Genomic DNA, 25,324 nt, shown 5'->3' on the forward strand with positions numbered 1-25,324 from the left:
AAATTTTTAATACAGCAAAGACTAATAGAAATACAAATTTTTTACACAAATAATTTATATACATAAAAATAAGCTTTCTAAGATTTAATGCGTTGCCAAAAGATATCAAATCTTAACTTCTACTAAATAGACAATGGCTTTTTATTAAATTTAATTGATTTTATCCTCTACAAATTTTAAAGATAAAAAACGTAAAATCAAACCATGAATTTACTAAAAGACCCACTAAATAAGCTTATCATCTCGCTATCACTCCCAGCTGGCACCGCAATGATGTTTAATACTCTTTATAACGTCACTGGCACATTTTTTGCAGCAAAAATTTCTACCCTTGCCGTAGCTGGTATGGCTATGAGCTTTTTGCTTTATCTAAGTATTGTGGGCATTGGGCTTGGTTTTGGCTCAGCACTAACTGCGCTAATAGGCAATAGTCTTGGAGCAGGAAAGATAAAAATGGCTAAATTTTATGCGGCAAATGGAGTTATCTTTGTGCTAGTATTTGCTATTTTTATGGGGTTTTGTGGCTATTTTTTAGCACCAAATTTACTCACTTTTTTAGGGGCTGATCATCACTATTTAAAAGAGGCGCTTGATTACGCGGGTGTTATCTTTCTTGCTGCGCCATTTTTCTTGATTATCAAATCTCTAAACGGCGTGCTTGTAGCACTTGGAGATACAAAAAGTTACCGCGATTGGCTATTTTATGGCCTTTTTATCAATGCATTTTTTTGCTACTTTTTTGCATTCATTTTGGATCTTGGCGTAAAAGGACTTGCTCTAGCAACAGCTAGTGTTCAGCTTTTGGGCATGATCTACCTTTTTGTAAAAGTTAAAAAAGCTAAGATGATCGAGCCAAGAAATTTAAGCTATTTTGTGCCAAATTTTAGCATTTGGACAAAGATTACAAAGCAAGCTCTACCAGCTTGCTTAAACTATCTATCGATGTCACTTGGCTCACTTGTACTTTTAAAATTTATAAGCTACTATGGCGTAAATGCCGTAGCAGGATATGGTATAGCTTTGAGGATAGAGCAAATTTTGGTATTGCCGACCATTGGTATGGCCGCAGCAGTTTTAAGTATCGTTTCAAGAAACTATGGTGCTAAAAATTTTAAAAGAGCTAAGCAATGCTATAAAATTTCGCTTCTTTTTTTACTTATTTATTGTGCATTCGCTTGCGTTTTTATTAGATTTTTTGGTGAAGATATGATAAGAATTTTTGATGATACGCCGGCAGTTTTGGAGATAGCAGGGCTTTATCTTGGTATAAATTCTCTTGCTTACGTAGCTTATGGCACGATAAATGTCTCAGGCAGCACTCTTCAGGCCGTAAAACGCCCAGTGGCCATCTTTTTGCTAAATGGATTTAGGCAATTTGTGCTTCAAGGATCATTTTTTTACGCGGTAGTCTTCTATTTTGGTCTTGAGATAAAATTTATATGGCTGGCTCTATTTTTTAGCGTCTATCTCACAGCCATTTGCTTCGTCTTTTGGACGCTTTATCAGCTAAGAAGGGCTACTGGCGTAAGCTTTTAAATTTAAAACAAAAAGCAAAAAAGCAAAGTGAAGCAACTAAGATTATGCTAGCTCCGCCTGTTAGGTTAAAATAAAAGCTAATAAATAGACCACTAAAACAAAAAACGACTGAAAAGATAGTGGAGATTAGCATCATTAGCCCCAGTCTTTTGGCAAAAATTTGTGCTAAATATGGCGGTATAGTAAGAAGAGCGATGACTAGAATCAGCCCCACAACACGGATCGTAGCCACCACACAAAGTGCCATCATGCACACTAATAAATAGTGAAAAAATGTTGTATTTACGCCGCGTAGCTTTGCAAACTCTGCATCAAAGCTAATAGCTACAAATTGACGATAAAAAAGAGCAATGAGCGCTAAAAATAAGATATCTAAGATACTCATAAATGTTATATCTTGCCCGCTTACTGCTAAGATAGAGCCAAAAAGATAGCTCATGAGATCGGCATTGTATCCCGGAGTTAAATCGATAAAAATGATACCAATAGCCATACCAAATGCCCAAATAGCACCGATAACTGAGTCGATGTTGGTTTTATCTTTTAACGTGATAGTGGCGATTATAAGGGCTAAAAAGAGTGAGAATATGCTAGCTCCAAGAAGTGGTTCAAGCGAGAAGAAAAAGGCAAGTCCAATGCCGCCATACGCTCCGTGCGCGATGCCGCCAGCGATAAAAGTCATTTTATTTATAACAACGAGTGAGCCTATGAGCCCACAAATGATACTAACTAAAATGCCAGCAATAAAGGCATTTTGCATAAAATTTAACTCTAAAATTTCACTCATTTTATCTCTTTAGCTTAAAAACATTACTTTTGATTTTGCACTCACATTCGCCAAGTGCGATCTCGACGTCACAAAAATGGCTATGAGATTTTGCTAAATGCTCTATAAATTCTCTTTTTGCAGTATCTTCATGAGTTTTATGAATATGTAAATTTTTGCTCACATAGGCGATTTTTGTAGCATAATTTAGCACGATATTTAGATCATGACTTACTAAAACTACGCCAACACCGCTTGCATTTATATTTTTTAAAATTTCATAAATTTCAGCCTGACCCTTTGTGTCGATACTAGCTGTTGGCTCGTCTAAAACGAGAACCTTTGCATTTGCACAAAGCGCTCTTGCGATATATACTCGCTGTCTTTGGCCACCGCTTAGCTCACCAATTCTAGCGCTTGCAAATTCTTTCATGCCAACTTTCTCAAGGGCTGCAAGAGCCATTTGTTTCTCATCTCGCGAGTAAAAACCAAAAATTTTTTTATCAATTAGCCCCATTAAAACTACTTCTAAAACCATCATTGGAAAGCTTTGATTTGAGAGAAAATTTTGAGGCACATAACCTATAAATTTACTGACTTCGCTTGGCTCTTTCCCAAAGAGTTTTATCTCGCCACTTTGAGGCTTAAGTAGTCCTAAGATAAGCTTTAAAAGTGTGCTTTTGCCACCACCATTTGGACCGATGATAGCTAAAAATTCATCGCTACTATAATCTAAATTGATACCTTCTAAAACCACTTGCTTATCGTAGCTAAAGTTTAAATTTTTAATTTTTATAATTTCTTTCAAAACAGACTCTTTTGCGTAAATGTCGTAGTAAAAATAAAAAGTCCAAGCCAAAGCATAACGCTAAGAGCCATAAATTCGGCATAGATTTTAAACTTTTTTAACTTAATGTTTGTGCTCTCATTTATCTTAGCTCCAAAAACAGCCGCTAAAAATATCACTGCGCTCATGCCAAGCGCCATAAATAGGCCGCTTATAACGCCTGCAAAGTAGCTGCCTAGCTCATTTGCTAGCACAAAGACAAGTATCGTGCCAGGACAAGGAATAAGTGCTGCAGCGGCTGCAACTAGCCATTCTTCTTTGTTTTTTGGTTTTTTTGTAGTACAGATATTACAGCCACAGTCGCTAGTAAATTTTGTATTTTTACTCAAATTTTGGCTTAAACTTGAGCTAAAAATATAAAATTTATTTAACTCTTTTTTGCTTGAAAGATAAATTTTGATCTTTTTATAAAGCATAAAAATCGCTACAAAAAAGATAATAACGCCAGAAAATGCTGTCGTAACGCTTGCTGTATCTTTTGTCAGATCGCTACTGATCTCACGTAGTATCATAAAACTAGCAAGCACAAAAATAAATGCGCCCACAACATGTAAAAATCCGATCTTTAAAGAGAAGAAAAAGGCTTTGGCGTAGCTTCCGCCAGTTGCGGCAAAATAGGAGCTTGTAAGCACCTTGCCATGTCCCGCAGATGCAGCGTGTAAAAAGCCATAACCAAATGATATTAGCGCTAAAAATAGCAGAGTTAGCGGACTTTTTTGATCAAAATTTCTTAGAATTTGCTTTAATCTATCAAGCATGCTTAGACTTGTTTTTGAAACAAGATCAAACTTAGCCTCATCGATCTTATCGATCTGGCTTAAATTTTCATCTTCAAAATTTACCGAGTTTGGCTCTTTTAGAAGCTCTTTTAATGCAGGCTTTTCATTATGAGCTTTGGCTGCAGCCTTACTTGAAAATGTAAAAAATATTAAATTTGCATTTGGATTTGGTATCGTCCAAAACTGATCTGATACCAAAAATGCGTTGTTTTGTGTAAATTTAAAATTAAAATATCCCTCTTTGTCGTCCATTTCAACAGATACCACAAAGCCATCTTTGATAAGCAAATTTGTCTTAAAACTAACGTCAAATTTTAGTCTGCCCTCATCAAAATAGAGTTTATACTTTTTTAAATTTAGCTCAAGCTTTGTAGCATTTTCATCTTTGTAAAAGTACTCAATATTCGTTAAATAGTGTCTTGGTACAAGATAATCAAGTAAATTTAAGCGGATTTTTTTGATCTCGCTTTCATCTATCTTTTCATCCTGATTTAGGTCAAAATTTTGCCTCATAAGCTCTGAGAAATTTTGCGAAAATGTCCAAGAAAAAGCAATTGTAGTGATATTGTTTTCGTTTGAGTCAAATTTTACGCTCACGTGAGCGGTCGGGCTATAAAGCGAGCAAAGAGCACACCCGAAGGCATTTATAGCGAAGAAGCAAATGACAATCAGGCGTGCTAACATTTTTTATAGACTCTTAGCAAAAATTTCTGCTGTTTTTTTCATCTCATCTAGCCAATTTTCTGGGAGCTGATCAATGCTTATGACCTTTGAGCCAGTCTCTTTTGCTACTAAATTTGCAGCCTTTGTTGGAAACTGCGGAGCAACGAAAATGACTTTTACGCCGTGCTCTTTAGCTTCTTCTATGAGCTCTTTTAGCTCAGCTGGCTTTGGCTCTTTGCCCTCTATCTCGATGGCAATTTGCTCTAAGTTATAGCGTTTTGCAAAATATCCCCAAGATGGGTGATATACGATAAATTCGCGAGTTTTAACATCTTTTAGAGTATTTTTTATAAAGCTATCAAGCTCGTCAAGACTAGCTTTAAATTTAGCCAAATTCTCCTCATAGAGCTTTGCATTTTGCGGGAATTTCTCTATTAATGCCTTAGCTATATTATCAACTTGGGTTTTTACTAAAACCGGATCAAGCCAAATGTGCGGATCAAGACCATCATGATGATGGTGATGATGTTCGCCAGCTTCGCGGTCATGGTCATGATGCTCGTGATGTTCATGATTCTCATGTTCATCGCTCATAGCGATCTTTTCGATGCCTTCTTGTGTTTTTACAATGTGTAAATTTTTAAAAGATTTTGAAAAACGCTCTAGCCAAGTATCTTCAAACTCAATGCCAATAGCAAAGTAAAGCTCGCTCTTTTCAAGCTCCTTCATCTGTTTTGGCTTTGGCTCATAAGTGTGCGGATCAGCACCTTTGCCAACCATTGTATTTACGCTTAGTGTATCACCAGCGATCTGCTCAACAAAAAATTTTGTAGGCAATATACTAGTCGTAACAACTGGCTTTGCAAAAAGCGACAAAGCGCAAACTGCTAAAAAAACAAAAATCTTTCTCACCATCTCTCCTTTGTTTGAAAAAATATTGCGGAAGTTTAGCAAATTGCAACTTGGTTGCAACTTAAAGAACAAAAGCCTAAATATAGTGCTTTTTAAATGAAATTTAAAACTTTTAGCGTTAATATACAAAAATAAAAAGGGCAAGGATGAATGCAAGAAATTTCTTAGAAGAGCATAGTATCAAGGCAACTACTTTTCGCATAAAGCTCGTTGAAATTTTGCAAAATGCCAAAACTCCATTAAGCTATGATGAAATTTTAGAAAGCCTTAATGCAAATAAAACCACTTTTTATAGAAGCATAGAAATTTTTGAAAAAAAGGGCCTTGTCATAAAAACCGAAAATAATCATAAAAGCTACTACGAACTAGCAAATGAGGCAAAAGCGTACTTTATCTGCGATATCTGTCATAAAGTCACAAATATCGATATGCCTCATCTAAACGTCGCTAAAAATATAAAAAGTGCTGTGATAAAAGGCGTTTGTGATGAGTGTGATCACGAGTAAAGTGCGATGATCTCAGCTGGAATGGCTTTTGGACGATTTGTTTTTAGATCAACATAAACAAATTCGGTCTTGCCGGTTGCTATTAGCTCGTCATCCTTTTTAAACTCAAAGTATCTACAAGAAGTCGCCTTGCCTTCAGCTTGTGTATAAGTGTGAATTTCTACCTCATCCATCAATTTTACGCTTTTTATATATTTGGCTTCATTTTTTCTAATGAGCCAGATCTCGCCTCTTTTATACTGCGCCTCAACCGTGTCGCCAACCGCTGCAGAGTGTGCAAATGCAGCCTCTTGCATAAGAGTGAAATAATAGACATTATTCATGTGTCCGTGCATATCAATGGCTTGTGGCGGGATTATTACTTTGTATATAAAATCTTTCATTTCTAGCCTTTTTTGCTAGAATTATAACCAAAAATAAGGAGCTAAAATGCAAAATTTATGGGATAAAAAGGCGTCAAACTACCAAAGATTTGACGGCAAGATCAGTGCTATTCAGCAGCAAATTTATGGCAAAGCCTTGGCTTGGGGGATAGACTTTAACGGCAAAGAAATTCTTGATATAGGCTGTGGTACCGGTGTTTGGACGATATTTTTGTCAAAAACTGCAAAAGATATAACTGGCATTGATAGCTCAAAAAATATGATAGAAATTTTAAATGAAGATGCCAAAAGATTTGGCGTGACAAATTTAACCAGCGAGGTTTGCTCTTGGAGAGAATTTAAGCCTACAAAGTACTTTAATATCGCTATTTGCACGATGAGTCCAGCGATTGCTAGCGATGAAGATTTTGCTAAATTTCATAATATCGCAAAGCAAAAACTCTATCTTGGCTGGGATAAACCTAGAAGCTCTGATCTGCTAGAGCCATTTTTTGAAAAATTTGGTCGCACACTCTCGCAAAAAAACGTCGTAAATAGACTTGAAGCATGGCTAAATGAGCAGAGTATTGCTTATAAGAGTGAAATTTTAAACGAGACAAGAATTGCTAGACGAAGCGTGCAAGAAGCTGCTGAAAACATCTGCTGGCACCTTGAGATAAATGGAGCTAAAAACTACGATGAAAAGGTGGTTTTAGCGATGTTGAAAGAGAGATTTGACGGCGAGTTTATAGATGAAAAGATAGAGTCGCAGATGAAGCTTTTTGTCTTTTAAGTTAGTTTTGATCTGGAGAAAAATTTTTTACCAAATTCACTAAAAATAACTCCAAAGATTATTAAGATCGCGCCAAAAATTTGTATGAGTGTTAGCATTTCGTCAGCAAAAAAATAGCCGATAAAGCCAGCAGAAACTGGCTCAAGACAGAAAAATAAAGCTGCTTTACTAGCCGTTGTATATCTTTGAGCGATGGTTTGTACAAAGTAGCAAAAAATGGTACCAATAAATGCAGTGATAAAAATTGCTATAAAAAATTCCCTATCGTAATTTGGCACCACACCACCTTCAATAAACGCAAAGACAAATGAGAGTAAAGAGACGGTGAGAAATACCACAAACACAAGCAAATAAAGCTCGCATTTTCTTACAAAGTGGCCATTTAAGCTTGTGTAAAGTGCATAAAATATGGCACAAAGTAGGGCAAGTACCTCACCAGCTCCTAAAGCAAGAGTGGCTCCGCTTAAAAGCCAAAGCCCAAAAATGGCAATAAGCGCACCAAAAATAGCAAAAATGGTTATTTTATTTTTAAAAATAAGTGCTGTCATAAAAGGCACTATCACGCACTCAAGCCCAGTGATAAAGGCGACGCTCGAGCTAAATGTAAGCTTTAGGGCATAAGTCTGCGTTGTAAATGACAAAAACAACACCGCACCAAGGATAACGCCGTAGAAGACGCTCTTTTTATCAAATTTCTTAGTAAATTTAAGCGCGATAAAGCCCATAAAGATAGCCGAGAGAAAAAACCGACAAAAAAGCATGACAAAGACGCCATTTGTCTTTAGTGCGTTTGCCATGGGTAAAAACGTAGCACCCCAAACGATGGAAACTACGATAAGAGCGATGTCGGCTCTGTTTTGAGCGGTCAAATTTCTCATTTAAAGATCGAGTCTAGTACCTTTTTGCCGCTATCTAGGTTAAAGCCGCTTCTTAGCCCCTTTTCTTTCTCGCTCATCACGTTAAATAGCCCATCTAGCGTCTTTCTCGTGATATATGCGTTTAGGTCTTCGCCATCATCTGGCACATATTCGCTTGCGCCTAAATTTTTAGCTAGGTTTTTTACTGATTTTATCGTTTCGTTGTTTTTTATTGAGTTGCCGATGAAAGAATTTAGCCCATTATAGGCAGTCGCAAAGCTATTATCGCTCATCATTTTCTCAATTATCGGCGTAAATGCCGCCTTTAGCTTTTGGCTGGAGCTTTGCTGCAAATACTTCGTAACGCTGTCGTTGCCGCCGTTAAAGAGCTTTTTGACGTCTGCCTCGCTCATATTTTTTATGCTCTCGCTAAAAATTTCAGCAGCCTTTGGCACGGCCGTAGTTGCGGCGTTATTTATCGACTTGCTAAGGTCTTGCGCCCACTTCTCGCCGCCCACTTTTTTGGCCAAATTCGACGCCATCTCAAGACTTTTTGGAAGTGGAATTTTAGCTGTGGCGTTGTTTATAAAGCCCTCTTTTGAAAGCTCGCTAACAGCAGCATTTAGCGCCTCGCTAACCAAGCTTTTGTAGTCACCGCTTGATGCGTGAGTGGCTATTTTGACGCCTTTATTTATCATATCATCCATGCTTGCGGCTTGTAAATTTAAAGCAAGCGCACCACAAAGTATCATAAGAGATCTTTTCATCTTTTCTCCTTTTTTAAATTTAATGCAAAATCATACAAAAAATATCTAAACACTTAAAATAAATTTAATCTTTTTAGATTACAATTCGTGCCTTTTTAAAGGGGTTTTATGGAGCTTTTACTTCTCAGCTTTGCTCTTAGCATGGATAGTGCGGCACTAAATATGGCAAATGGTGCAAGGTATAAAAATTTGGTTCTTAGAAAAATTTTATTTATCGCATTTATGCTTGGCTTTTTTCAGTTTCTTATGCCGCTTGTTGGCTATTTCCTTGGTATTAGCTTTGCTAAATTTATAAGCTCTATTGATCATTTCATCGCATTTTTTATACTCTGTTTTCTTGGCTTTAAAATGCTAAAAGAGGCCTGTAGTAGCGAAGTTGGTGAGTTATTGGGCATAGATCTTAAGATCATTTTTATAGGCGCATTTGCTACGAGCATCGACGCGCTTGCCATTGGTGTCACGCTTAGCTTTGAGGTGGTTAATATATTTAAAAGCGCACTCATCATCGGTGTAGTCTGCTTTGTGTTAAGCTTAGCCGCCTTTTACATTGGTAAATTTATGGGTGAAATTTTAGAGAAAAAGGCTTTGTTTTTAGGCGGAGCAATACTAATTTTTCTTGGTTTTAAAATTTTAATAACACATTTAATTGAAAGCGGCGCAGTTCAATAAAAATTTAAAATAACAATTAAAAATAATATTTAAGATTAACTATATTTTAAAGCTTATATGGATAAGATTTTGATTTTTAGAAGTGGTGACCCATACGAGACTCGAACTCGTGTTACCGCCGTGAAAGGGCGATGTCCTAACCGCTAGACGAATGGGCCACATGTCGGTTATGAAGTTGGGATTATATTCCTTTTATACTTAATTTTAGATTAATAAGGAAAAATTTTTGAAAAATTTTTTATTTACTTTGTTGTCTGTTTTTATTTTTACAGGTTGCGTGGCTACCAAAACGCCGCAAAATTCACAAGCTTTTCAAGTTACTTTATTTTCGCCGATGATCAAGATAAATGACGTTGGATTTTTCCATAAATATAAAAATGAGCTAAATTTGCAAATTTATAGTTCTGGTGTAAACACCGCAAACATAAGCATAAGAGATAAAATTTGCATAAATAGTGCTTGTTTTAACAAGATTGAGTTTAACGAGAAATTTTTTCTAGCTCCGCACTATGAGAGCCTTTTTGAAGAAATCTTGCAAAGACAAAAGATTTATGATGGCAAGGGTTTGATAGATACAGAATGTGGTTTTAGTCAAGATCTAAGTTCATATTTTATAAAATACGAGGTTTGTGATAACTACGTTAAATTTGTAGATAGTAAAAACAAAATAAGAGTGATAATAAAAGAGTTAAAATGAGATATATCGGAGCTCACGTAAGTGCGGCTGGAGGCGTGTTCAATGCTCCATTAAATGCTGCAAAAATAGGAGCAAATGCATTTGCGCTTTTTACAAAAAATCAACGACAGTGGAATGCAAAAGAGCTAAGCGCCAGCGAAATAGAGCAGTTTAAAGAAAATCTAAAAATTTCTGGCATAAGCACAAAGCATGTTTTGCCACACAGTAGTTACTTAATAAATTTAGGCCATCCAGATGAGGAGGCAAGAGCAAAGTCGCTTGAAGCCTTTGTGGATGAGATAGATCGCGTCAGTAAGCTTGGGCTAGGGCTTTTAAATTTTCATCCAGGCTCACATCTAAAACAAATAAGCGAAAAAGAGTGCTTAGATAATATCGCAAACTGCATGAACATGGCACTTAAACGCACAAGTGGCGTAAAGCTAGTCATCGAAAATACAGCTGCCCAAGGATCAAATTTAGGCTTTAGTTTTAAGCAGATTGCTTATTTGATAGAGCGAGTAGACGATGAAAACAGGGTTGGTGTCTGCTTTGATACCTGTCACGCATTTGCTGCTGGATATGATCTAAGAAGTAAAGAGGCCTACGTGAAGACGATGGGGGAATTTGATGCGATCATCGGCTATAAATTTTTATCTGGCATGCATTTAAATGATGCAAAATTTGCCCTTGGCTCGAAAAAAGATAGACACGAGAGTCTTGGCAAGGGTGAGCTTGGATTTAGTGCTTTTAAAAATATAATAAATGATGATAAAATAGGCGAAATTCCTTTAATATTAGAGACGATTGACGAGAGTATTTGGGAAGACGAGATAAAAATTTTAAGAAATTTCGAAAAGGAAAAACTATGAAAAAAGTGCTATTAAGTATTATTATGGCATCTACATTGCTAAATGCTGGAGGTTATAAAGTTCCTGAACAAAGTGCTGATTCTTTAGGTCTTGCTGCTAGTAACGTGGCCTTTAGTTTTGGAGCTGATGCGGCTTATTTTAACCCTGCAAATATGATGTTTTTAGATGGACGCCATCATCTAGAAAGTACCCTTGGCTGGTTTCATATAAATAAGCTTGAGTTTAAAAGTGATAGTGGCAAAAGCTACAAGTCAGAAAAATTTGACTCACTAGCTGGTACATTTAGTTTTGTAACGCCAGAAATTTATGAAAACTGGAAATTCGGTTTAGCTCTTGCCGTTCCTGCTGCTGTTGGTGTATCATGGGAGGATCCAGCTACCGCATTTACCGCTAAAAGGTTTAAGCTGCAAGTTGTTGAACTAAATCCAACCGTAGCTTACCGCATAAACGATAAGCTCGCCGTTGCTCTTGGTGCTAGAGGTGTTTACACCAAAGGTAAGATAGCAAGTGACTTTGGACGAATAGGCTACAGAGAGATAAAAGGCGATGGTATGGGCTATGGCTATAATGTTGCACTTACTTATAGACCTATTGAGGATTTAAGCTTTGCTGTTACTTACCGCTCAAATGTAAATTTAGAACTTAAAGGCCATACGGATGCTGATTTTAACGGAGCGCTATCTCCTATAAGCTATCATGGCAAAACAAAAGTTGAGATCCCACTTCCTGCTCAGCTTGTACTTGCTGCTGGCTATAAATTTAGCGACTTTACTCTTTTACTAGCTTTTGAGAGGACGTATTGGTCTAAATTTAAAGGCTATGACTTTGAATACATGGATAAAGGTCCAGCTCACTCGCATCCAGCTTTTGCAAGATTCATGGACGATCCAGTCATAAAAAATGCAAAAGATACAAATACATATAGACTAGGCCTTGCCTATGATGTCAATGAAAAATTTAGACTAATGGCTGGCTTTGCCTATGATGAAGACATTACAAGTAGTAAGCATACTGGCTTAGAGCTTCCAAATACTACATCTAAGGTGTATTCTCTTGGGGTAAATTATAAATTTACACCAAATCTTGAAATGGCACTTGGATATGTCTATCAATATCGCGACAAAAAGCGCGCAACAGGTATTTCAACAGCTTCTGGAAAAATGTCTGGGGAATTTGATACTGGTACGATCCAAATCCTTGGTACGACTTTTAAATATACATTTTAGTTAGGGTTAATAATGCGATACTCTTATAATAATTTTTATGAAATTTTAACCAAAGTAGCAAAGGAAAATCCAAATCAAGTAGTTCTTTTTGAAGAAAAAGAGAAGCTAAAATATCGCGAATTAAAGCAAAATGTTGATAAGGTGGCAGCTTATTTGCAGCTTGCTGGAGTAAAATTTGGTGATAAAGTAGCTATGGCGGTTACAAACTCGAAAGAATTTATCATCTCATACCTTGCGATAACTGCAATAGGTGGTATTACAGTGCCTATGAATACTTTTTTAAAGGCAAACGAGTTTGAATATATCATAAATGATTGCGGTGCAAAGGTGCTTTTTGCGTCTAGCTCGCTTGCAAAAGAGTTAATCGCATTAAATGAGCTTGAAATTTTAAGAAAAATAATCTGGATCGGAGCAATACCAAAGAAACTTCAAAGTGCCTCAAAAGATGAATATATAGACACTGACGAAGAGTATGGCGAGAGCGCGTATCTCACTTCAACTCCTCAAATTTCAAAAGAGGATATGAGCAAGGGCTATGAAAATAATGGAGTCATTAAAAATGTAAATTTTACTGAAGCTTTAAATCATAAATACGCTCTTAGTATCACAAAGTATCCGGTAATAGATGATTTAATGCATATAATTTACACTTCAGGCACTACTGGCAAGCCAAAAGGTGCGATGATAAGCTATAAAAATATCTTTTCAAATTTAATTGGAGCTCATGATCGTTTTATAGTGAAAAAAAGCGATCGTTTCATAGTCTTTTTACCGATGTTTCATAGTTTTACGCTAACTGCAATGGTGTTGCTTCCGATATTTGCGAGCGCCTCTATGGTACTTGTAAAGTCGGTATTTCCGTTTTCAAATGTGTTAAAGCAAACTTTGCTAAAGCGTGTAACTGTATTTTTGGGAATTCCAGCCATCTATACAGCTATCGGTAAGGCAAAAATTCCTTGGTATTTTAGATGGTTTAACCGCATTAGATTATTTGTAAGTGGTGCAGCTCCGCTTGCAAAGCAAACGATAGATGACTTTAGAGTGAAATTTCCACGCGCAACACTTGTTGAGGGATATGGCCTTAGTGAATGCTCGCCAGTTGTAGCTGCAAATTTATATGATAAACAAAAGCTTTTAAGCGTAGGGCCTGTGCTTGATGGTTATGAGGTAAAGATCGTAAATGATGAGATGATGGAGCTTCCAGTTGGCCAGATCGGTGAGATCATTGTAAAGGGCGACTGCGTCATGCAAGGCTACTATGGTATGCCAAGCATCACTGATGAGACCATAATAAACGGCTGGTTAAAGACTGGAGATCTTGGCAAAGTCGATGAAGAGGGCTTTATCTACATCGTTGATCGTAAAAAAGACCTTATCATATCAAAGGGCATTAACATCTATCCACGTGAGATCGAAGAGGTTATTTACAAACTTGAAGCAGTTGAAGCAACAGCGGTAATTGGTGTAAAAGACGTACATGCCGATGAGGAGGTTGTGGCCTTTATTCAGGTAAAAGATGGCATGGATCTTGATGAAAAGACGGTAAGAGAGCATTTGAAGAAAAATTTAGCGAATTTCAAGATACCAAAGAGTATCTATTTTGCCGAAGAGTTGCCTAGAAATGCTACTGGCAAGGTGCTAAAACGTGTATTAAAAGAGCAAATAGAGCAGATGAAGGATAAATTTTAGTGAAATACTTGCTTGATTTTTTAAACCAGGACCTCAAAAAAAGTAAAATTTACGAGCTGATAAAGTGCGGCGATGAAGAGGGAGAAATTTTAAAATATCTAAGTAAAGCTTATGTGCAAGGAACGGCTAATATGAGCGTTTTTGAGCTACTTGGAGCAGTCTTTGGCACGCAAAATGATAAGCAGCTTTTGTATCTAAAATTTATAAAAAATTTGCTTGATAGCGGTTGGATTGTACAAAATTATAGTCTTTTTAAAATACCTGAGAGCACGCAAAGGGCTTCAGCTCAAGGGCTTCTTTCGTTGCTTCATTCTGAAATTTCTCTATCAGCCACATTTTTAAAAATTCTTGAAGATGGCAACGCTGACATAAATTTACCAGAGCTTGCGCCATATGAGGATCATTTGGAGTATTTAAAAGATCAGTTTTTAAAAGTAGAGCTTTACTCAAAGGCTGCTATTTTTGGCGATGGCTCAAGTGATGCAAAAAAGCGCATAAATGAGCAAATTTCTGAGCTTACAAAGCGAATCAACGAGCGCGTAAAACTAAGCAAGATTAGCCTAAAGATAGAGCAAATTTTTAAAGAAAACTCGCTGGATGAAAAAGAGCAGATCATATTTTTAGCCCTTTTAAAAGAGGAGTATGCGGGCGACTTTGAGAACGGTCGCGACCTAAACACGCTAGTTGGGCTAATAAGCAAAGATGAGCTTGAACGCATCAAAAATCGTACTCTTTTAGAGGACGGCTCAAGGCTCATAGAGGGCGCACTCATTGACTACGACGAGGTTTTAAACGCTTATGGCAACGTTAGCAAGAGCTTTTTTATAAACGAAGAAATTTTGCAAAGCATAATGCACCCAAAAAATGACAAAAACAGCAAGAAAATCAAGATCGAAAGCCTAGTAAAAGAGCAAGAAATTTTTGAGCTAATAGAGCCAGTAACTAGCTTAGAAGACGTCGTGCTAAACGAAAAGACAAAGCAGCTTTTAAGCACGATACTAAAGCAAGTCGATAAAAAAGTGCTCGCTAGACTTAGCAGCTGGGGCATAAAAACTAGAAAAAATATAGACGCCAAGATCATCTTTTACGGCGAGCCTGGCACTGGTAAGACAATGAGCGCGGTTGGGCTTGCAAAGAGCCTAAAGAAGCAAATTCTAAGCTTTGACTGCTCAAAAATTTTAAGCAAATATGTCGGCGAGAGCGAGCAAAATGTAAGGAAAATTTTTGATACTTACAAAGAAATTTGCAAAAAAAGTGGCAGCGAGCCAGTGCTCTTGCTAAACGAGGCCGATCAGTTTTTAAGCACGAGAGTGGAGAGCTCGAGCGGGGCTGAAAAGATGCATAATCAAATGCAAAATATCTTTTTAGAGCAGATCGAGCGCTTTGAGGGCGTGCTGATCGCTACGACAAATTTCTTACAAAGCCTTGATGTTGCGTTTTCTAGAAGGTTTGACTACAAGATCGAGTTTAAAAAGCCTGATTTTAACGGCAGACTTGCTATTTGGCGTAAAATTTTGCCTGAGAACGCGAGCTTTGAAGATGGCTTTAGTGTTGAAAGGCTGGCTGAGTTTAACCTAAGTGGCGCACAGATCGTCCTTGCACTAAAAAATACTGCTTTGAAAGTGGCGATAAAAGATGATGGGATTTTTACCTTTGAGGACTTCAAAACCACGATAGAGCGCGAGCTAAACTCAAGTTTTGGCGAAGATAAGAAGATGGGATTTGGCTCTTAATCTCTTTCAAAATTTACTATCTCATGTAGTATATGTTTCGCGCCACGAGGCGAAGTCTAAAGTGCTATGGATTACCAATCTAAATGTAAAATTTTGCTTTCATAGTTAAATTTACGCCATGATTGCTACCAAAATTTACAGCAAAACAGATATCAGCGCATAATCACTTAGTATAAATTTAACTTGCTCACTTGTCTCAAATTCACTACTGCAGAGTTTGCAAATAAGTAATTTTTGTCAAAAAATCCCAAATTTTAGAATTTGCACACTTTGTGATCGCTGTTTGGGATGCGTATTGTGCTTAGAAATAGTTTTTAATACTTTGTCGTTTTGTATAACACAAAAACCGTTCTCACTAAGTTTAAAATAAAAAGCCTCATAATTTTCAATTTCTCTTTCACGATGTTTGTAGTAGCACTTTTTGAAATCAAAAAAGAGAAAATAGAAATTTATAGGTCCTTGAGCGCAATTTTTACATCCGAAGCAAAGAAGTAATGCGTGATCACTTTAACAATTAGTATAAAAAATTGATTATATTTTTAGTAGCCAAATTTTGTAAAAAGGCTTATAAATTTTAGAAATCTACTGATTGATCTTATCAAGTAGCTCTTCGACCTCTTCGAGCGCAAAGGTCTCTTCTGAGCTTTGTTTCAAGAAATTTTCCATAAATTCTTTTTTTGAGATTGCAAGGTCAAGCTCCTTGTCGCTGCCCTTTTGATAAGCACCGATACGAAGCAAGACTTCGTTTTCTTTTAAAAGCGAGTAAAGGCGCTTAAATTTCATCGCATTTAGCTTATGCTCTTTACTGATCACATCTCCCATGACACGCGAGGCTGAGTTTTGGATATTGATAGGTGGATAAATTCCAAAATCCGTTAGCTCCCGGCTTAGCACGATGTGTCCGTCTAGGATAGAGCGGCTTTGGTCAGCTATCGGATCGCTCATATCATCGCCTTCAACTAGCACTGTGAAAAATGCCGTGATACTGCCCTTACCCTCCTCTTTGCCGGCGCGCTCCATTAGCTGTGGTAAGAGCGTGAGTGAGCTTGGTGGATAGCCTTTTGACGTAGGTGGCTCGCCAAGCGCAAGGCCGATCTCGCGCTGTGCCATCGCAAAACGTGTTACGCTATCCATGATAAAAAGCACGTCATTTCCTTGTTGTTTGAAGTACTCAGCCACGCTCATCGCACAAAATGCGCCGTATTTTCGCATGAGAGAGCTATCATCACTGGTCGCTACGATGATGACTGTGCCCTCCAGGTCGCCGCCCAGATTTTTTTCGATAAATTCAGGTACCTCACGGCCGCGCTCGCCTATTAGCGCGACTACTTTTATGGGAGCTAGCGTGTTTTTTACGATCATGCCCATGAGGGTTGATTTGCCCACGCCTGAACCTGCAAAAATTCCCAGCTTTTGCCCCTTACCACAAGTAAGTAGCCCATCTATCGTCTTTATACCAACACTAAAAGGCTCATTTATAAGCCCTCTCTTCATCGCATCTATCGGCGCTCTCATAATCGGCATGTACTCGGTCGTCTCAATCGCTCCTTTGCCGTCAATTGGCTTCATAAATGGATCGACCACGCGACCTAGTAAATTTGGCCCCACAGGTATATTCATACCTTGATCGCTCTCATAGACGAAGTCGCCTATCCTAAAGCCCTCAACAAAGCCAAATGGGCTGATATAAGCGCCATCTGTCTTTATTTGCGTAACCATGCCGAGACCATTTTTGCTCTTATCTTTTGCAACTATCCGTACGATGTCACCGATGCTTGGACGAAGTCCAGTGATCTCGATAGTTGTGGCTGTGATTTTAGTTATGATGCCAAAGGTGTTTGAGAGTTTCACACCCTCTTTAAGCTTTAAATTTATATGCTCTAAGCTCAAAAATGCGTTTCCCTAGGAGAGTTTATAAGCGAGAAAAATTCTCGTCTTGTGTCTGCGTTTTTGATAAAGCAGCCTCTAAGTGCTGAGGTCGTGGTGGTTGAGTTTATCTTTTGCACACCTCTCATCTCAACGCACATATGCCTAGCCTCAACGACGACTCCAACGCCTTTTGGAGCGATCACGTCCTCAAGCGCTTTTGCGATCTGCTCGGTCATCTGCTCTTGAATTTGCAAGCGTCTGGCGTAGATATTTACCATGCGTGGAATTTTACTAAGGCCAACGACCTTGCCATTTGGGATGTAAGCCACATGCACTCGGCCGATAATAGGCAACAAATGGTGCTCGCAAAGACTGTAAAACTCGATGTTTCGCATTAAAACCATCTCATTATTTGAGCTAGTAAATAGCGCATCACCAAGCACTTCTTTTGGATCTTCATCATATCCGCTAGTTAGAAATTTAAATGCTTTAAAGACACGCTCAGGCGTCTTTATAAGGCCTTCTCTATTTGGATCTTCGCCTATAATCGTTAGCATGTTTTTAACCGAATTTTCAAAACTCTCTTGCATAAATTTTCTCCATAATTTTATTGCCAGATTCTACGTTAAAACGCCTTTTATATCTATAAAAATTTACAAATTTACAATGAAATAAGGAAAATTCTGCTATATTTTGGGCTAAAAATTTGTATTCATAAAGGAAATAGATGGAAATCAAAACAAAAGCTCTAGATAGCGTAAATACCCTAGCTAGCACAACTATAAGTGCAGATGCTATAAAATCTAGCGTAGAAAAACTAGCAAAAAAAGCAGCAAAAACTATGAAAGTAGATGGCTTTAGACAAGGCCATGTGCCAGTTGCTATTGTGCTAAAACGCTACGAGAAAGAGCTAACGAACGATGCTGAACAAGATGTCTTAAGAGATGTTGTTGATGAGGCTATAAAACAAGCAGGCAAGAAAAACGATGACCTTATCGGCGAGCCTATCGTTTCAAAATTTGACAGAAAAGATGGCAAGATCGACGTTGAGCTAACAGTTTCATTTAAACCAAGTGTCGATGTGAGCGGCTATGAGAGTTTAATACCTGAGTTTTCAAACCCACGTGTTTTGAAAAAAGATATCGATGAGAAAAAAACCGAACTTTTAAAAATGATAGCTCCACTTGAAAAAATTGATGGCAAAAGAGGCCTAAAAGTTGGCGACTTTGCTAAATTTGACTTTGAAGGCTTTGTTGATGGCGTTGCATTTGATGGTGGCAAGGCCGAAAACTATGTGCTTGAGATCGGTTCAAATCAATTTATCCCAGGCTTTGAAGATGGTATGGTAGGCATAAAAGCTGGTGGTGAAAAAGATATCGAGGTTAAATTCCCAGAAAACTATGGCGCTGCACATTTAGCTGGTAAAGACGCTATTTTTAAAGTCAAACTTCATGAAATTCAAGAGAGAAAAATTCCTGAAAAACTAGATGAAGAGATGCTAAAAACTTTACTTCCAAATGAAGAAAAACCAACTGAAGAGCTACTTGATGAGCGCATAAAAGAGCAAATTCGCCAAGAGAAAATTTATAAACTCATAAACGAAGAGCTAAAACCAAAATTTGCTGAGGCTGCGGTTGAGAAATTTAAATTTGATGTACCAAAAAATATTGTCGAGCAAGAGATCGATATGCAGTTTAGAAACGCATGGAGCTCATTTACTCCAGACGATATGAAAAAATTTAGAGATGACAAAGATGCTCTTTCTAAAAAACGTGACGAGTTTAGAAAAGACGCTGAAAATAGCGTTCGTTTAACTTTCATTATCGATGAGCTAGCTCGCGTAAGAGGCGTGAAAGTAAGCGATCAAGAGGTTGTTCAAGCGATCTATTTTGAGGCGTATAGAAGCGGTCAAGATCCAAAAGCACACCTTGAGATGTACCGCAATCAAGGCATGCTTCCAGCTATAAAGATGTCAATGATCGAAGAGAAGCTATTTGGTGAGCTCTTTAACAAAGAAAAAGACGAGAAAAAAGCAAGTAAAAAAGAGAAGGCCGAGTAATGAGCTATTACGTTCCTGTCGTAGTTGAAAGAACTAGTAGAGGTGAGCGAAGCTATGATATATATTCCCGTCTTTTAAAAGACAGGATCGTTATGCTAAGTGGTGAGATAGAGGACGGCATGGCCGCTTCTATTGTCGCCCAGCTTCTATTTTTAGAGGCTGAAGATCCAGATAAAGATATCTATCTATATATAAACTCACCAGGTGGCGTTATAACAAGTGGCTTTAGCATCTATGATACGATGAACTACATAAAACCAGATGTTTGTACGATCTGCATCGGCCAAGCTGCTAGCATGGGTGCATTTTTGCTAAGCTGTGGCGCACCAGGTAAAAGATATGCGTTGCCAAATTCTCGCATCATGATACATCAACCACTTGGCGGCGCTAGAGGACAAGCGACTGATATCGAGATACAAGCTCGTGAAATTTTACGTATGAAAGAGATTTTAAACGGAATTTTGGCCAAAAATACAGGTCAAAAGCTAAGTAAGATCGTAAAAGATACTGAACGTGACTTTTTTATGAGTTCGGCCGAAGCCAAAGAGTACGGACTTGTTGATAAAATTTTGGAGAAAAGTTTTAAATAAGGCCCAAAGTGATAAAGATAGATAATGCACCAGACCCTAAGAAAAAAGCGGTTGAGGTAAAACATATTCTAGAAAAAGAAAAGGTAGATATCTACAAATTTTCAGAAAATGTTTTGCATGAATTAAGCGACGATAATGTTCCATCTACGCCAAATAATTATTCTATTTATTTTGAGAAAATGCTTGATGGGCAGCCTGATGAATTTAGAAAAGAGATCGGTGATATGATAGTCATAAATTCCGAGATTTCAGTACCATCAGGCAGTAATATCTCTATTGAAAAAGAGATAAAGCAAGGATTTATCCAAATAAAAAGTATGCTTCAAGCCGTGGTGCTAATCTATAAAAATTTAGGCATCATGAGAGGCCTAGTGCAAAAGCGCATGGATGCACTCAAAAATAATACAAATATCCTAGCTCTTCAAAATGTTTTAAGCGCATTTAACCATGACTTAATAAAATTAAACAGCCTTATGGATAAGCATCTTGATGTCATTAAAGTAAGCTATGACGAAGTAGCCAAGATGCTTAAGTCTATTGAAGAGCAGTCGATTTATGATACGACATATGACGTCTATAATAAAAAATTTCTAGTAGCCACAGTGCAAAGTGAAGTAGAAGCTGTTAAAAGATATGGCTATAACGCATCATTTTTACTTGTAAGAGCAAAAGATAGATTTACAAATCGTGTTAAAAATTTAAAAGAGCGAAACAATATGTATAAAGCTATATCACAGCTTCTTTTAAGAACTTCTAGAAGAAGCGATATAGTAGCTCATTATGGTGATGGCTGTTTTGCTATGGTTATGAAATATACTGATGAAAATGGTACAAAACAAGCCGGTAGCAGAATTTTAAATATGCTTTCATCTATACCTTGGAAGATAGATGGTGAAGAGTGCAAGCTTGATATCCAAGTGGTTTCAAGCATGATAACAAAAACAAGAAGTGCTGAAGAACTAATCTCTTACTCGTTAGATCAACTAATACTAACACAAGATGATGAGCAGCCTATATTTTTGGGTGAATAAGTAGGAGTTTGGGCTTGATCTTAGAGGTTTTATCTTATCCAAATAAAAAGCTTTATGAAGTCTCAAAAGATGTTAAAAATTTTGATGAGGAACTTCACAAACTACTTGATGATATGTATGATACGATGATTGCAAAAGAGGGCATAGGCCTTGCTGCTATTCAGATAGGTGTCGCAAAAAGAATTTTTATTATAAATCTAGCCAATGACGAGGGTGTGCAGGATAAAGAAAATTTAATCGAAATCATAAATCCAAAATTTGAACTACGTGAGGGTGAGTGTGTCTATCAAGAGGGCTGCCTTAGTGTACCCGGATATTATGAAGATGTAAAAAGAAATGAGGTTGTGGCTATCAAATATCAAGATCGTTTTGGCAAAGAGCAAAGCTTAAAGGCTGATGGGCTTTTAGCTATTGCTATCCAGCATGAAAATGATCATTTAGATGGACATCTTTTTATAGAAAAAATCGGCTTTAATAAACGTAAAAAATTTGACAAGGAATACAAAAAGCAAAAAAAAGAAAAAGCTTCATGAAGTCTTTAAGATGTGCTACTTACGGCGATGGGCTAAAGATAATTGATGTTGAGTCTATCTTCTCTCGCGGGCTTCCTGGTTTTAGCATCGTTGGGCTTGCAAGCACAAGCATAAAAGAGAGCACAGAACGCGTAAAAGCAGCACTTCTAGCACTTGATTTTTCCTTCCCTGCACAAAAGATAACCATAAATTTATCCCCTTCAGATCTGCCAAAAAGTGGCTCACATTTTGACCTGGCTATCGCTCTTCTTATAGCTCTTCAAAAGGCAAAAAACTTAGAGAAAATTTTTGTCTTTGGTGAGCTTGGGCTTGATGGAAGCGTAAAAAGTACGGCGAATTTATTCTCGATCCTTCTTTTTTTAAGCACACAGGTAAAAAACGTAAAAGTCTTAGTACCAAAAGAGATAGCACAAAAAGCTTCAATGATCCCAAATTTAGAGATTTGTGCGGTTAGTACTCTAGAGGAAGCGATTAGATTTTTTAATGACGCAGAATTTGCAAAAAGTATACGTTTTAACGCTACTCATGAACTATTTTCAAATGTGATAGAAATTTCTGGTAAAAGATACGTTCCAAATTTAAACTTCGAGCTTGATTTTAAGGATGTTTTGGGTCAGGATCGCGCAAAAAGAGCCTGCGTTATTGCAGCCGTTGGTATGCACAATATTTTATTTGAAGGCAGCCCAGGTAGCGGCAAAAGCATGTGTGCAAAACGCCTAGTTTACATCATGGCGCCACAAAGCTTAGAAGAGGTGCTAAAGTCTGCCGCTTACCGCTCTTTAAATCTTCAAGATAGTGAATTTACAAGCACTAGAGCTTTTCGCTCACCACATCATACCTCGACAAAAAGTTCAATATTTGGTGGTGGCTGTGAAATTCAATAAAAGTTGCGAATAGTTCAATAAAAGTTGCGAACATATGTTGTTTTTATAATTTATTAAAATATTTTATTTTAAAAAGGATTATTTCATGGTTGACTACAATACAAAAGCAAAGAAATTAGGTCATGATACCAAGAAGGAGCGACTGCAGAGATTTTTAGGTAAAGAAAATGAATTTCACCATATTCTAAAGAAATTATTAGAAAAAATGCATCAAGAAAAAAATCCATATATAGAGATTTTACAAGGATCGAATGAGAATGGTAAAGACCTTGTTATGGAGTATGATGGATCTACTGGTAATAAAAAGTATACAGCCTTTGTTGTAAAGGCTTTAGAAAAACTAGATGGTAAAGCATCTGGAAAAACAACAGAAGTAGTAACACAAGTCAAGCAGGCTTTTAATTTACCAGCGAAACTGAATGATAAAAATGAAATGGTAACCATCTCCGATGTATGTATTGTTAATCTCGGAACAATTACACAGAATGCTCAAGAAAAAATCCTATATGAAATAAAAGAGGCTCCCTATAAAAATAATACCGAATTTATGGATATTACAAGGTTAATAAATTTATTTGAACAATATTATCCAGAATTCTTTTTTAATGGGAGTATGGAATCATTTTTGTTGGATCGCATAGAAAAAATAGAAGAATTCCTGGGAGACAATAATGACGATGAGTATTTTATTCAGCCAAATATTAAAAAAATTACGAGAAGCAGACAAGAGCTAATAATAAGCGATAATGATAAAAATACCCTCAATAGGATAGGCGAACAAATTTTTGGCAAGAAAGAAACTCTTGATTCTTTTTTAAAAATATTAATGTCAAAAACTAAAAAGAAATTTTTACTAACCGGCGATGCAGGCTCTGGAAAGTCCATTTTAGTATTTAAAATGGTACTCATTTCTATAAATTATTTATTAAAAGAAAACCAGAACCACATCCTTTTGGAAGAAAAGAAGGATTTTGCATTACCTGTATGTTTTAGGGCTATTGATTTTATCAACAGTTGTTCACTGCATAATTTTTCCAATATTATAGAATCTTTTTATGGTAATATGATTGCCATAAAGCCAAATTTAATTATTATAGATGGAATAGATGAAGTAGGAAATGAAATAAGAGATAAGATAAAGGGTAATATAGAAAGTTATTTAAGCAAGAGTAACAATAATGCAAATATACTTTTTACATCTAGAATTAACTATGGAATAATAGAATCTTTTTTCGAATATGAGAATTATGAGCTTTTGCCATACGGTGTAAATCAGGCGATATCTCTCATTAAAAAAATAATTAAAGCAAACAATATATCAATCAATATTGTAGAAAAAAGCATAAACGAACTAGAGGGACAAATACCATTCTATCCTTTGGCGTTAAAGCTTTTAATGGATGTTGTAAAAGAAAAACATGAGATTCCAGCATCCATTACGGAGTTATACAACAGATATGTCAGTCTAATTTTTGGTGAATATAAAACGACAGATGTTGATATTGATAAACTTTTTGAGCCAAAAATAAAAAAAGACTTTCTAGCTAATTTCGCATATCAATATTTTTTCAAACAAGATAAGACTATCGTTAGCAAAAATGATTTTAGCGAATGCGTCAATTCCTTTTGTAATAAATATAATTTTATAACGGATAAGCGCAGTTTTATTGATACTATTACTAGAACGTCTCTTATTAAAATAGACGAAAATGGCAATATGTCCTTTTCGCATAAATCATTTCTAGATTATTTTATTGCATTATATTTTAGGGACAATAAAGAAGAGTTAGATGATATTGATCAGTTTGACATATTGTTTGATTTGTATACTTCTGATGGCCTATGGGAGGATGTTGCTTATTTTTATTTTGGGTTAAAAACAAAGCTTAATCAAAAAGATTTGGAAAAATTAAGTAGTAGGATAGAGTCCTTGGAAGACAGATTTGAAAAAAATATCAATATAATGTTTTTAGGTAAGCTTCTACAATATGGTTGGATGACCGAAAATACTATAAAAAATAAGGTTATAGAAAAGGCAATAAACAATTCTTTAAATTTAAAAGATGACCTTAACTCTATATTCCAGAAGATTCTAAAAATAACAAATCCACCAAAAATACTTAGTAGCATAGCAATGCTCCATTTAACCGGAATGTATTATTCTAGTATGTTCATTGTTGACGAAGTAAAAAATATAATTTCTGAGGTTGCAAATGCTCCAATATCTGATAGTAGTATAGATTTACAGCCAGATGAAAATAAGCTCTACTTTTGCACCATCTACATACTATCAAATATAGATTTATTAGGAAAAGAATATGTGGGCGATATTTTGCTTAAGTTTTTGCCGCAAATAAATAGGATGTCAAATATTGAAAATAATCTGTTGTTGACTGTAATAATAGATATATTCAAAAATAAAAATAAATTAGACAACAAAGAAGATCTTAACTTATGTATAAAAAAAATAGTTAATAGGCAAAAGAGAAAATACCCCGAATTGATAAAAAGCATATTTTCCACAAAAAAGAAGAAGGACTTTAAAAAACTACCATGCTACAAACATAAAAAGGCAAATTAATATGTTTGTATGCCATAGGTAAAAAGTTAAAATGTTAGCAGGAAAATTAAAAAATCGAAGAGAATAGGTATACTGTACAATTTTTTTATTGCGTGGTATATAAAGATGATCTTTTATATATAAATTT

At 36.4% G+C, this 25,324-nt stretch carries 23 protein-coding genes, 1 tRNA gene and 1 pseudogene; 15 read left to right on the forward strand and 10 right to left on the reverse strand.

Annotated features, from left to right (window positions below; all coding sequences use genetic code 11):
• Positions 1 to 204: 204 nt before the first annotated feature.
• Complete coding sequence (locus CVS93_RS00255) at positions 205 to 1,536, forward strand: MATE family efflux transporter (protein WP_107686132.1); 1,332 nt, start codon at positions 205 to 207, stop codon at positions 1,534 to 1,536.
• On the opposite strand, the gene CVS93_RS00260 is transcribed toward CVS93_RS00255, so the two are convergent.
• The 4 genes from CVS93_RS00260 to CVS93_RS00275 are packed head-to-tail and all read right to left on the reverse strand — an operon-like array spanning position 1,517 to position 5,503.
• Positions 1,517 to 2,323, reverse strand: coding sequence for a metal ABC transporter permease (locus CVS93_RS00260; protein ID WP_054195991.1), 807 nt, complete (start codon positions 2,321 to 2,323; stop codon positions 1,517 to 1,519). The genes CVS93_RS00255 and CVS93_RS00260 overlap by 20 nt on opposite strands.
• Before the next feature lies 1 nt (position 2,324).
• The gene (locus CVS93_RS00265) at positions 2,325 to 3,110 is read right to left on the reverse strand and encodes a metal ABC transporter ATP-binding protein (protein WP_103628879.1); all 786 of its coding nucleotides are present in this window, start codon (positions 3,108 to 3,110) and stop codon (positions 2,325 to 2,327) included.
• Positions 3,107 to 4,612 (reverse strand): nickel/cobalt transporter, encoded by a 1,506-nt coding sequence (locus tag CVS93_RS00270; protein WP_107686133.1) that lies wholly within the window; start codon positions 4,610 to 4,612, stop codon positions 3,107 to 3,109. The genes CVS93_RS00265 and CVS93_RS00270 overlap by 4 nt, the downstream gene beginning before the upstream one ends.
• 3 nt (positions 4,613 to 4,615) lie before the next feature.
• A complete protein-coding gene (locus tag CVS93_RS00275; RefSeq protein WP_107686134.1) occupies positions 4,616 to 5,503 on the reverse strand; it encodes a metal ABC transporter solute-binding protein, Zn/Mn family in 888 nt (295 codons plus the stop codon).
• A 146-nt stretch (positions 5,504 to 5,649) separates the two neighbouring features.
• Here CVS93_RS00275 and CVS93_RS00280 point away from each other — a divergent pair, with 146 nt between their 5' ends.
• Positions 5,650 to 6,009 carry a Fur family transcriptional regulator gene (locus tag CVS93_RS00280; RefSeq protein ID WP_072594097.1) on the forward strand — a complete coding sequence of 120 codons (360 nt, stop codon included), beginning with the start codon at positions 5,650 to 5,652 and terminating at the stop codon, positions 6,007 to 6,009.
• Here the strand turns inward: CVS93_RS00280 and CVS93_RS00285 are convergent.
• The gene (locus tag CVS93_RS00285; protein ID WP_107686135.1) at positions 6,000 to 6,392 is read right to left on the reverse strand and encodes an acyl-CoA thioesterase; all 393 of its coding nucleotides are present in this window, start codon (positions 6,390 to 6,392) and stop codon (positions 6,000 to 6,002) included. The two genes, CVS93_RS00280 and CVS93_RS00285, sit on opposite strands and share 10 nt — an antisense overlap.
• 46 nt (positions 6,393 to 6,438) lie before the next feature.
• On the opposite strand from CVS93_RS00285, the gene CVS93_RS00290 reads away from it, so the two are divergent.
• Entirely contained in the window at positions 6,439 to 7,164 is a 726-nt protein-coding gene (locus tag CVS93_RS00290) for a class I SAM-dependent methyltransferase (RefSeq protein WP_107686136.1), read from the forward strand.
• On the opposite strand, the gene CVS93_RS00295 is transcribed toward CVS93_RS00290, so the two are convergent.
• A complete protein-coding gene (locus CVS93_RS00295; RefSeq protein ID WP_107686137.1) occupies positions 7,161 to 8,042 on the reverse strand; it encodes a DMT family transporter in 882 nt (293 codons plus the stop codon). The genes CVS93_RS00290 and CVS93_RS00295 overlap by 4 nt on opposite strands.
• On the reverse strand, positions 8,039 to 8,788 hold the full coding sequence (locus CVS93_RS00300) for a DUF4197 domain-containing protein (protein WP_107686138.1): 750 nt from the start codon (positions 8,786 to 8,788) through the stop codon (positions 8,039 to 8,041). Before CVS93_RS00300 ends, CVS93_RS00295 begins: the two co-directional genes overlap by 4 nt.
• Before the next feature lie 108 nt (positions 8,789 to 8,896).
• Between CVS93_RS00300 and CVS93_RS00305 the strand changes: the two genes are divergently transcribed.
• Complete coding sequence (locus CVS93_RS00305) at positions 8,897 to 9,457, forward strand: manganese efflux pump MntP family protein (protein WP_107686139.1); 561 nt, start codon at positions 8,897 to 8,899, stop codon at positions 9,455 to 9,457.
• A gap of 83 nt (positions 9,458 to 9,540) precedes the next feature.
• On the opposite strand, the gene CVS93_RS00310 is transcribed toward CVS93_RS00305, so the two are convergent.
• Positions 9,541 to 9,615: transfer RNA gene (locus CVS93_RS00310), tRNA-Glu, on the reverse strand.
• A gap of 68 nt (positions 9,616 to 9,683) precedes the next feature.
• Here CVS93_RS00310 and CVS93_RS00315 point away from each other — a divergent pair.
• From CVS93_RS00315 to CVS93_RS00335, 5 genes are read left to right on the forward strand one after another with little or no spacing between them, the layout of a single operon-like run.
• A complete protein-coding gene (locus CVS93_RS00315; protein ID WP_107686140.1) occupies positions 9,684 to 10,154 on the forward strand; it encodes a hypothetical protein in 471 nt (156 codons plus the stop codon).
• Complete coding sequence (nfo, locus tag CVS93_RS00320; RefSeq protein WP_107686141.1) at positions 10,151 to 11,002, forward strand: deoxyribonuclease IV; 852 nt, start codon at positions 10,151 to 10,153, stop codon at positions 11,000 to 11,002. The genes CVS93_RS00315 and nfo overlap by 4 nt, the downstream gene beginning before the upstream one ends.
• Positions 10,999 to 12,228 (forward strand): OmpP1/FadL family transporter, encoded by a 1,230-nt coding sequence (locus CVS93_RS00325; protein ID WP_107686142.1) that lies wholly within the window; start codon positions 10,999 to 11,001, stop codon positions 12,226 to 12,228. The genes nfo and CVS93_RS00325 overlap by 4 nt, the downstream gene beginning before the upstream one ends.
• Positions 12,229 to 12,240: 12 nt before the next feature.
• Positions 12,241 to 13,917 (forward strand): fatty acid--CoA ligase, encoded by a 1,677-nt coding sequence (locus CVS93_RS00330; RefSeq protein ID WP_107686143.1) that lies wholly within the window; start codon positions 12,241 to 12,243, stop codon positions 13,915 to 13,917.
• The gene (locus CVS93_RS00335; protein ID WP_107686144.1) at positions 13,917 to 15,650 is read left to right on the forward strand and encodes an ATP-binding protein; all 1,734 of its coding nucleotides are present in this window, start codon (positions 13,917 to 13,919) and stop codon (positions 15,648 to 15,650) included. The genes CVS93_RS00330 and CVS93_RS00335 overlap by 1 nt, the downstream gene beginning before the upstream one ends.
• Before the next feature lie 582 nt (positions 15,651 to 16,232).
• Here CVS93_RS00335 and fliI read toward each other — a convergent pair.
• Both fliI and folE read right to left on the reverse strand, forming a co-directional pair.
• Positions 16,233 to 17,525, reverse strand: coding sequence for a flagellar protein export ATPase FliI (gene fliI / locus CVS93_RS00340; RefSeq protein ID WP_413784283.1), 1,293 nt, complete (start codon positions 17,523 to 17,525; stop codon positions 16,233 to 16,235).
• Positions 17,526 to 17,536: 11 nt separating this feature from the next.
• Positions 17,537 to 18,109, reverse strand: coding sequence for a GTP cyclohydrolase I FolE (gene folE, locus CVS93_RS00345; protein ID WP_021090409.1), 573 nt, complete (start codon positions 18,107 to 18,109; stop codon positions 17,537 to 17,539).
• A gap of 137 nt (positions 18,110 to 18,246) precedes the next feature.
• Here folE and tig point away from each other — a divergent pair, with 137 nt between their 5' ends.
• The 6 genes and pseudogenes from tig (at position 18,247) to CVS93_RS00375 (ending at position 25,197) form a co-directional block, all read left to right on the forward strand.
• Positions 18,247 to 19,578 (forward strand): trigger factor, encoded by a 1,332-nt coding sequence (gene tig, locus CVS93_RS00350; protein WP_107686146.1) that lies wholly within the window; start codon positions 18,247 to 18,249, stop codon positions 19,576 to 19,578.
• The gene (gene clpP / locus CVS93_RS00355) at positions 19,578 to 20,168 is read left to right on the forward strand and encodes an ATP-dependent Clp endopeptidase proteolytic subunit ClpP (RefSeq protein ID WP_054196008.1); all 591 of its coding nucleotides are present in this window, start codon (positions 19,578 to 19,580) and stop codon (positions 20,166 to 20,168) included. The genes tig and clpP overlap by 1 nt, the downstream gene beginning before the upstream one ends.
• An 8-nt stretch (positions 20,169 to 20,176) precedes the next feature.
• On the forward strand, positions 20,177 to 21,199 hold the full coding sequence (locus tag CVS93_RS00360; protein ID WP_085657935.1) for a GGDEF domain-containing protein: 1,023 nt from the start codon (positions 20,177 to 20,179) through the stop codon (positions 21,197 to 21,199).
• A 14-nt stretch (positions 21,200 to 21,213) separates the two neighbouring features.
• Positions 21,214 to 21,732, forward strand: coding sequence for a peptide deformylase (gene def / locus CVS93_RS00365; RefSeq protein ID WP_103588746.1), 519 nt, complete (start codon positions 21,214 to 21,216; stop codon positions 21,730 to 21,732).
• Positions 21,729 to 22,601 (forward strand): annotated as a pseudogene (locus tag CVS93_RS00370) (magnesium chelatase domain-containing protein); the annotation flags it as partial. The gene def and the pseudogene CVS93_RS00370, both read left to right, overlap by 4 nt.
• A 100-nt stretch (positions 22,602 to 22,701) precedes the next feature.
• Positions 22,702 to 25,197, forward strand: a complete 2,496-nt coding sequence (locus tag CVS93_RS00375) for an NACHT domain-containing protein (RefSeq protein WP_107686147.1) — start codon at positions 22,702 to 22,704, stop codon at positions 25,195 to 25,197.
• Positions 25,198 to 25,324 lie beyond the last annotated feature (127 nt).

Origin of the sequence: Campylobacter concisus (genome assembly GCF_003048535.1) — a bacterium.
GTDB lineage: Bacteria > Campylobacterota > Campylobacteria > Campylobacterales > Campylobacteraceae > Campylobacter_A > Campylobacter_A concisus_S.

What these genes read in the sequence shown, in the direction of transcription:
- CVS93_RS00255 (WP_107686132.1), top strand. Translation starts at nt 205, where the DNA reads ATGAATTTACTAAAAGACCCACTAAATAAGCTTATCATCTCGCTATCA.
- CVS93_RS00260 (WP_054195991.1), bottom strand. Translation starts at nt 2,323, where the DNA reads ATGAGTGAAATTTTAGAGTTAAATTTTATGCAAAATGCCTTTATTGCT.
- CVS93_RS00270 (WP_107686133.1), bottom strand. Translation starts at nt 4,612, where the DNA reads ATGTTAGCACGCCTGATTGTCATTTGCTTCTTCGCTATAAATGCCTTC.
- CVS93_RS00280 (WP_072594097.1), top strand. Translation starts at nt 5,650, where the DNA reads ATGAATGCAAGAAATTTCTTAGAAGAGCATAGTATCAAGGCAACTACT.
- CVS93_RS00285 (WP_107686135.1), bottom strand. Translation starts at nt 6,392, where the DNA reads ATGAAAGATTTTATATACAAAGTAATAATCCCGCCACAAGCCATTGAT.
- CVS93_RS00290 (WP_107686136.1), top strand. Translation starts at nt 6,439, where the DNA reads ATGCAAAATTTATGGGATAAAAAGGCGTCAAACTACCAAAGATTTGAC.
- CVS93_RS00295 (WP_107686137.1), bottom strand. Translation starts at nt 8,042, where the DNA reads ATGAGAAATTTGACCGCTCAAAACAGAGCCGACATCGCTCTTATCGTA.
- CVS93_RS00300 (WP_107686138.1), bottom strand. Translation starts at nt 8,788, where the DNA reads ATGAAAAGATCTCTTATGATACTTTGTGGTGCGCTTGCTTTAAATTTA.
- CVS93_RS00305 (WP_107686139.1), top strand. Translation starts at nt 8,897, where the DNA reads ATGGAGCTTTTACTTCTCAGCTTTGCTCTTAGCATGGATAGTGCGGCA.
- nfo (WP_107686141.1), top strand. Translation starts at nt 10,151, where the DNA reads ATGAGATATATCGGAGCTCACGTAAGTGCGGCTGGAGGCGTGTTCAAT.
- CVS93_RS00325 (WP_107686142.1), top strand. Translation starts at nt 10,999, where the DNA reads ATGAAAAAAGTGCTATTAAGTATTATTATGGCATCTACATTGCTAAAT.
- CVS93_RS00330 (WP_107686143.1), top strand. Translation starts at nt 12,241, where the DNA reads ATGCGATACTCTTATAATAATTTTTATGAAATTTTAACCAAAGTAGCA.
- folE (WP_021090409.1), bottom strand. Translation starts at nt 18,109, where the DNA reads ATGCAAGAGAGTTTTGAAAATTCGGTTAAAAACATGCTAACGATTATA.
- tig (WP_107686146.1), top strand. Translation starts at nt 18,247, where the DNA reads ATGGAAATCAAAACAAAAGCTCTAGATAGCGTAAATACCCTAGCTAGC.
- clpP (WP_054196008.1), top strand. Translation starts at nt 19,578, where the DNA reads ATGAGCTATTACGTTCCTGTCGTAGTTGAAAGAACTAGTAGAGGTGAG.
- CVS93_RS00375 (WP_107686147.1), top strand. Translation starts at nt 22,702, where the DNA reads ATGGTTGACTACAATACAAAAGCAAAGAAATTAGGTCATGATACCAAG.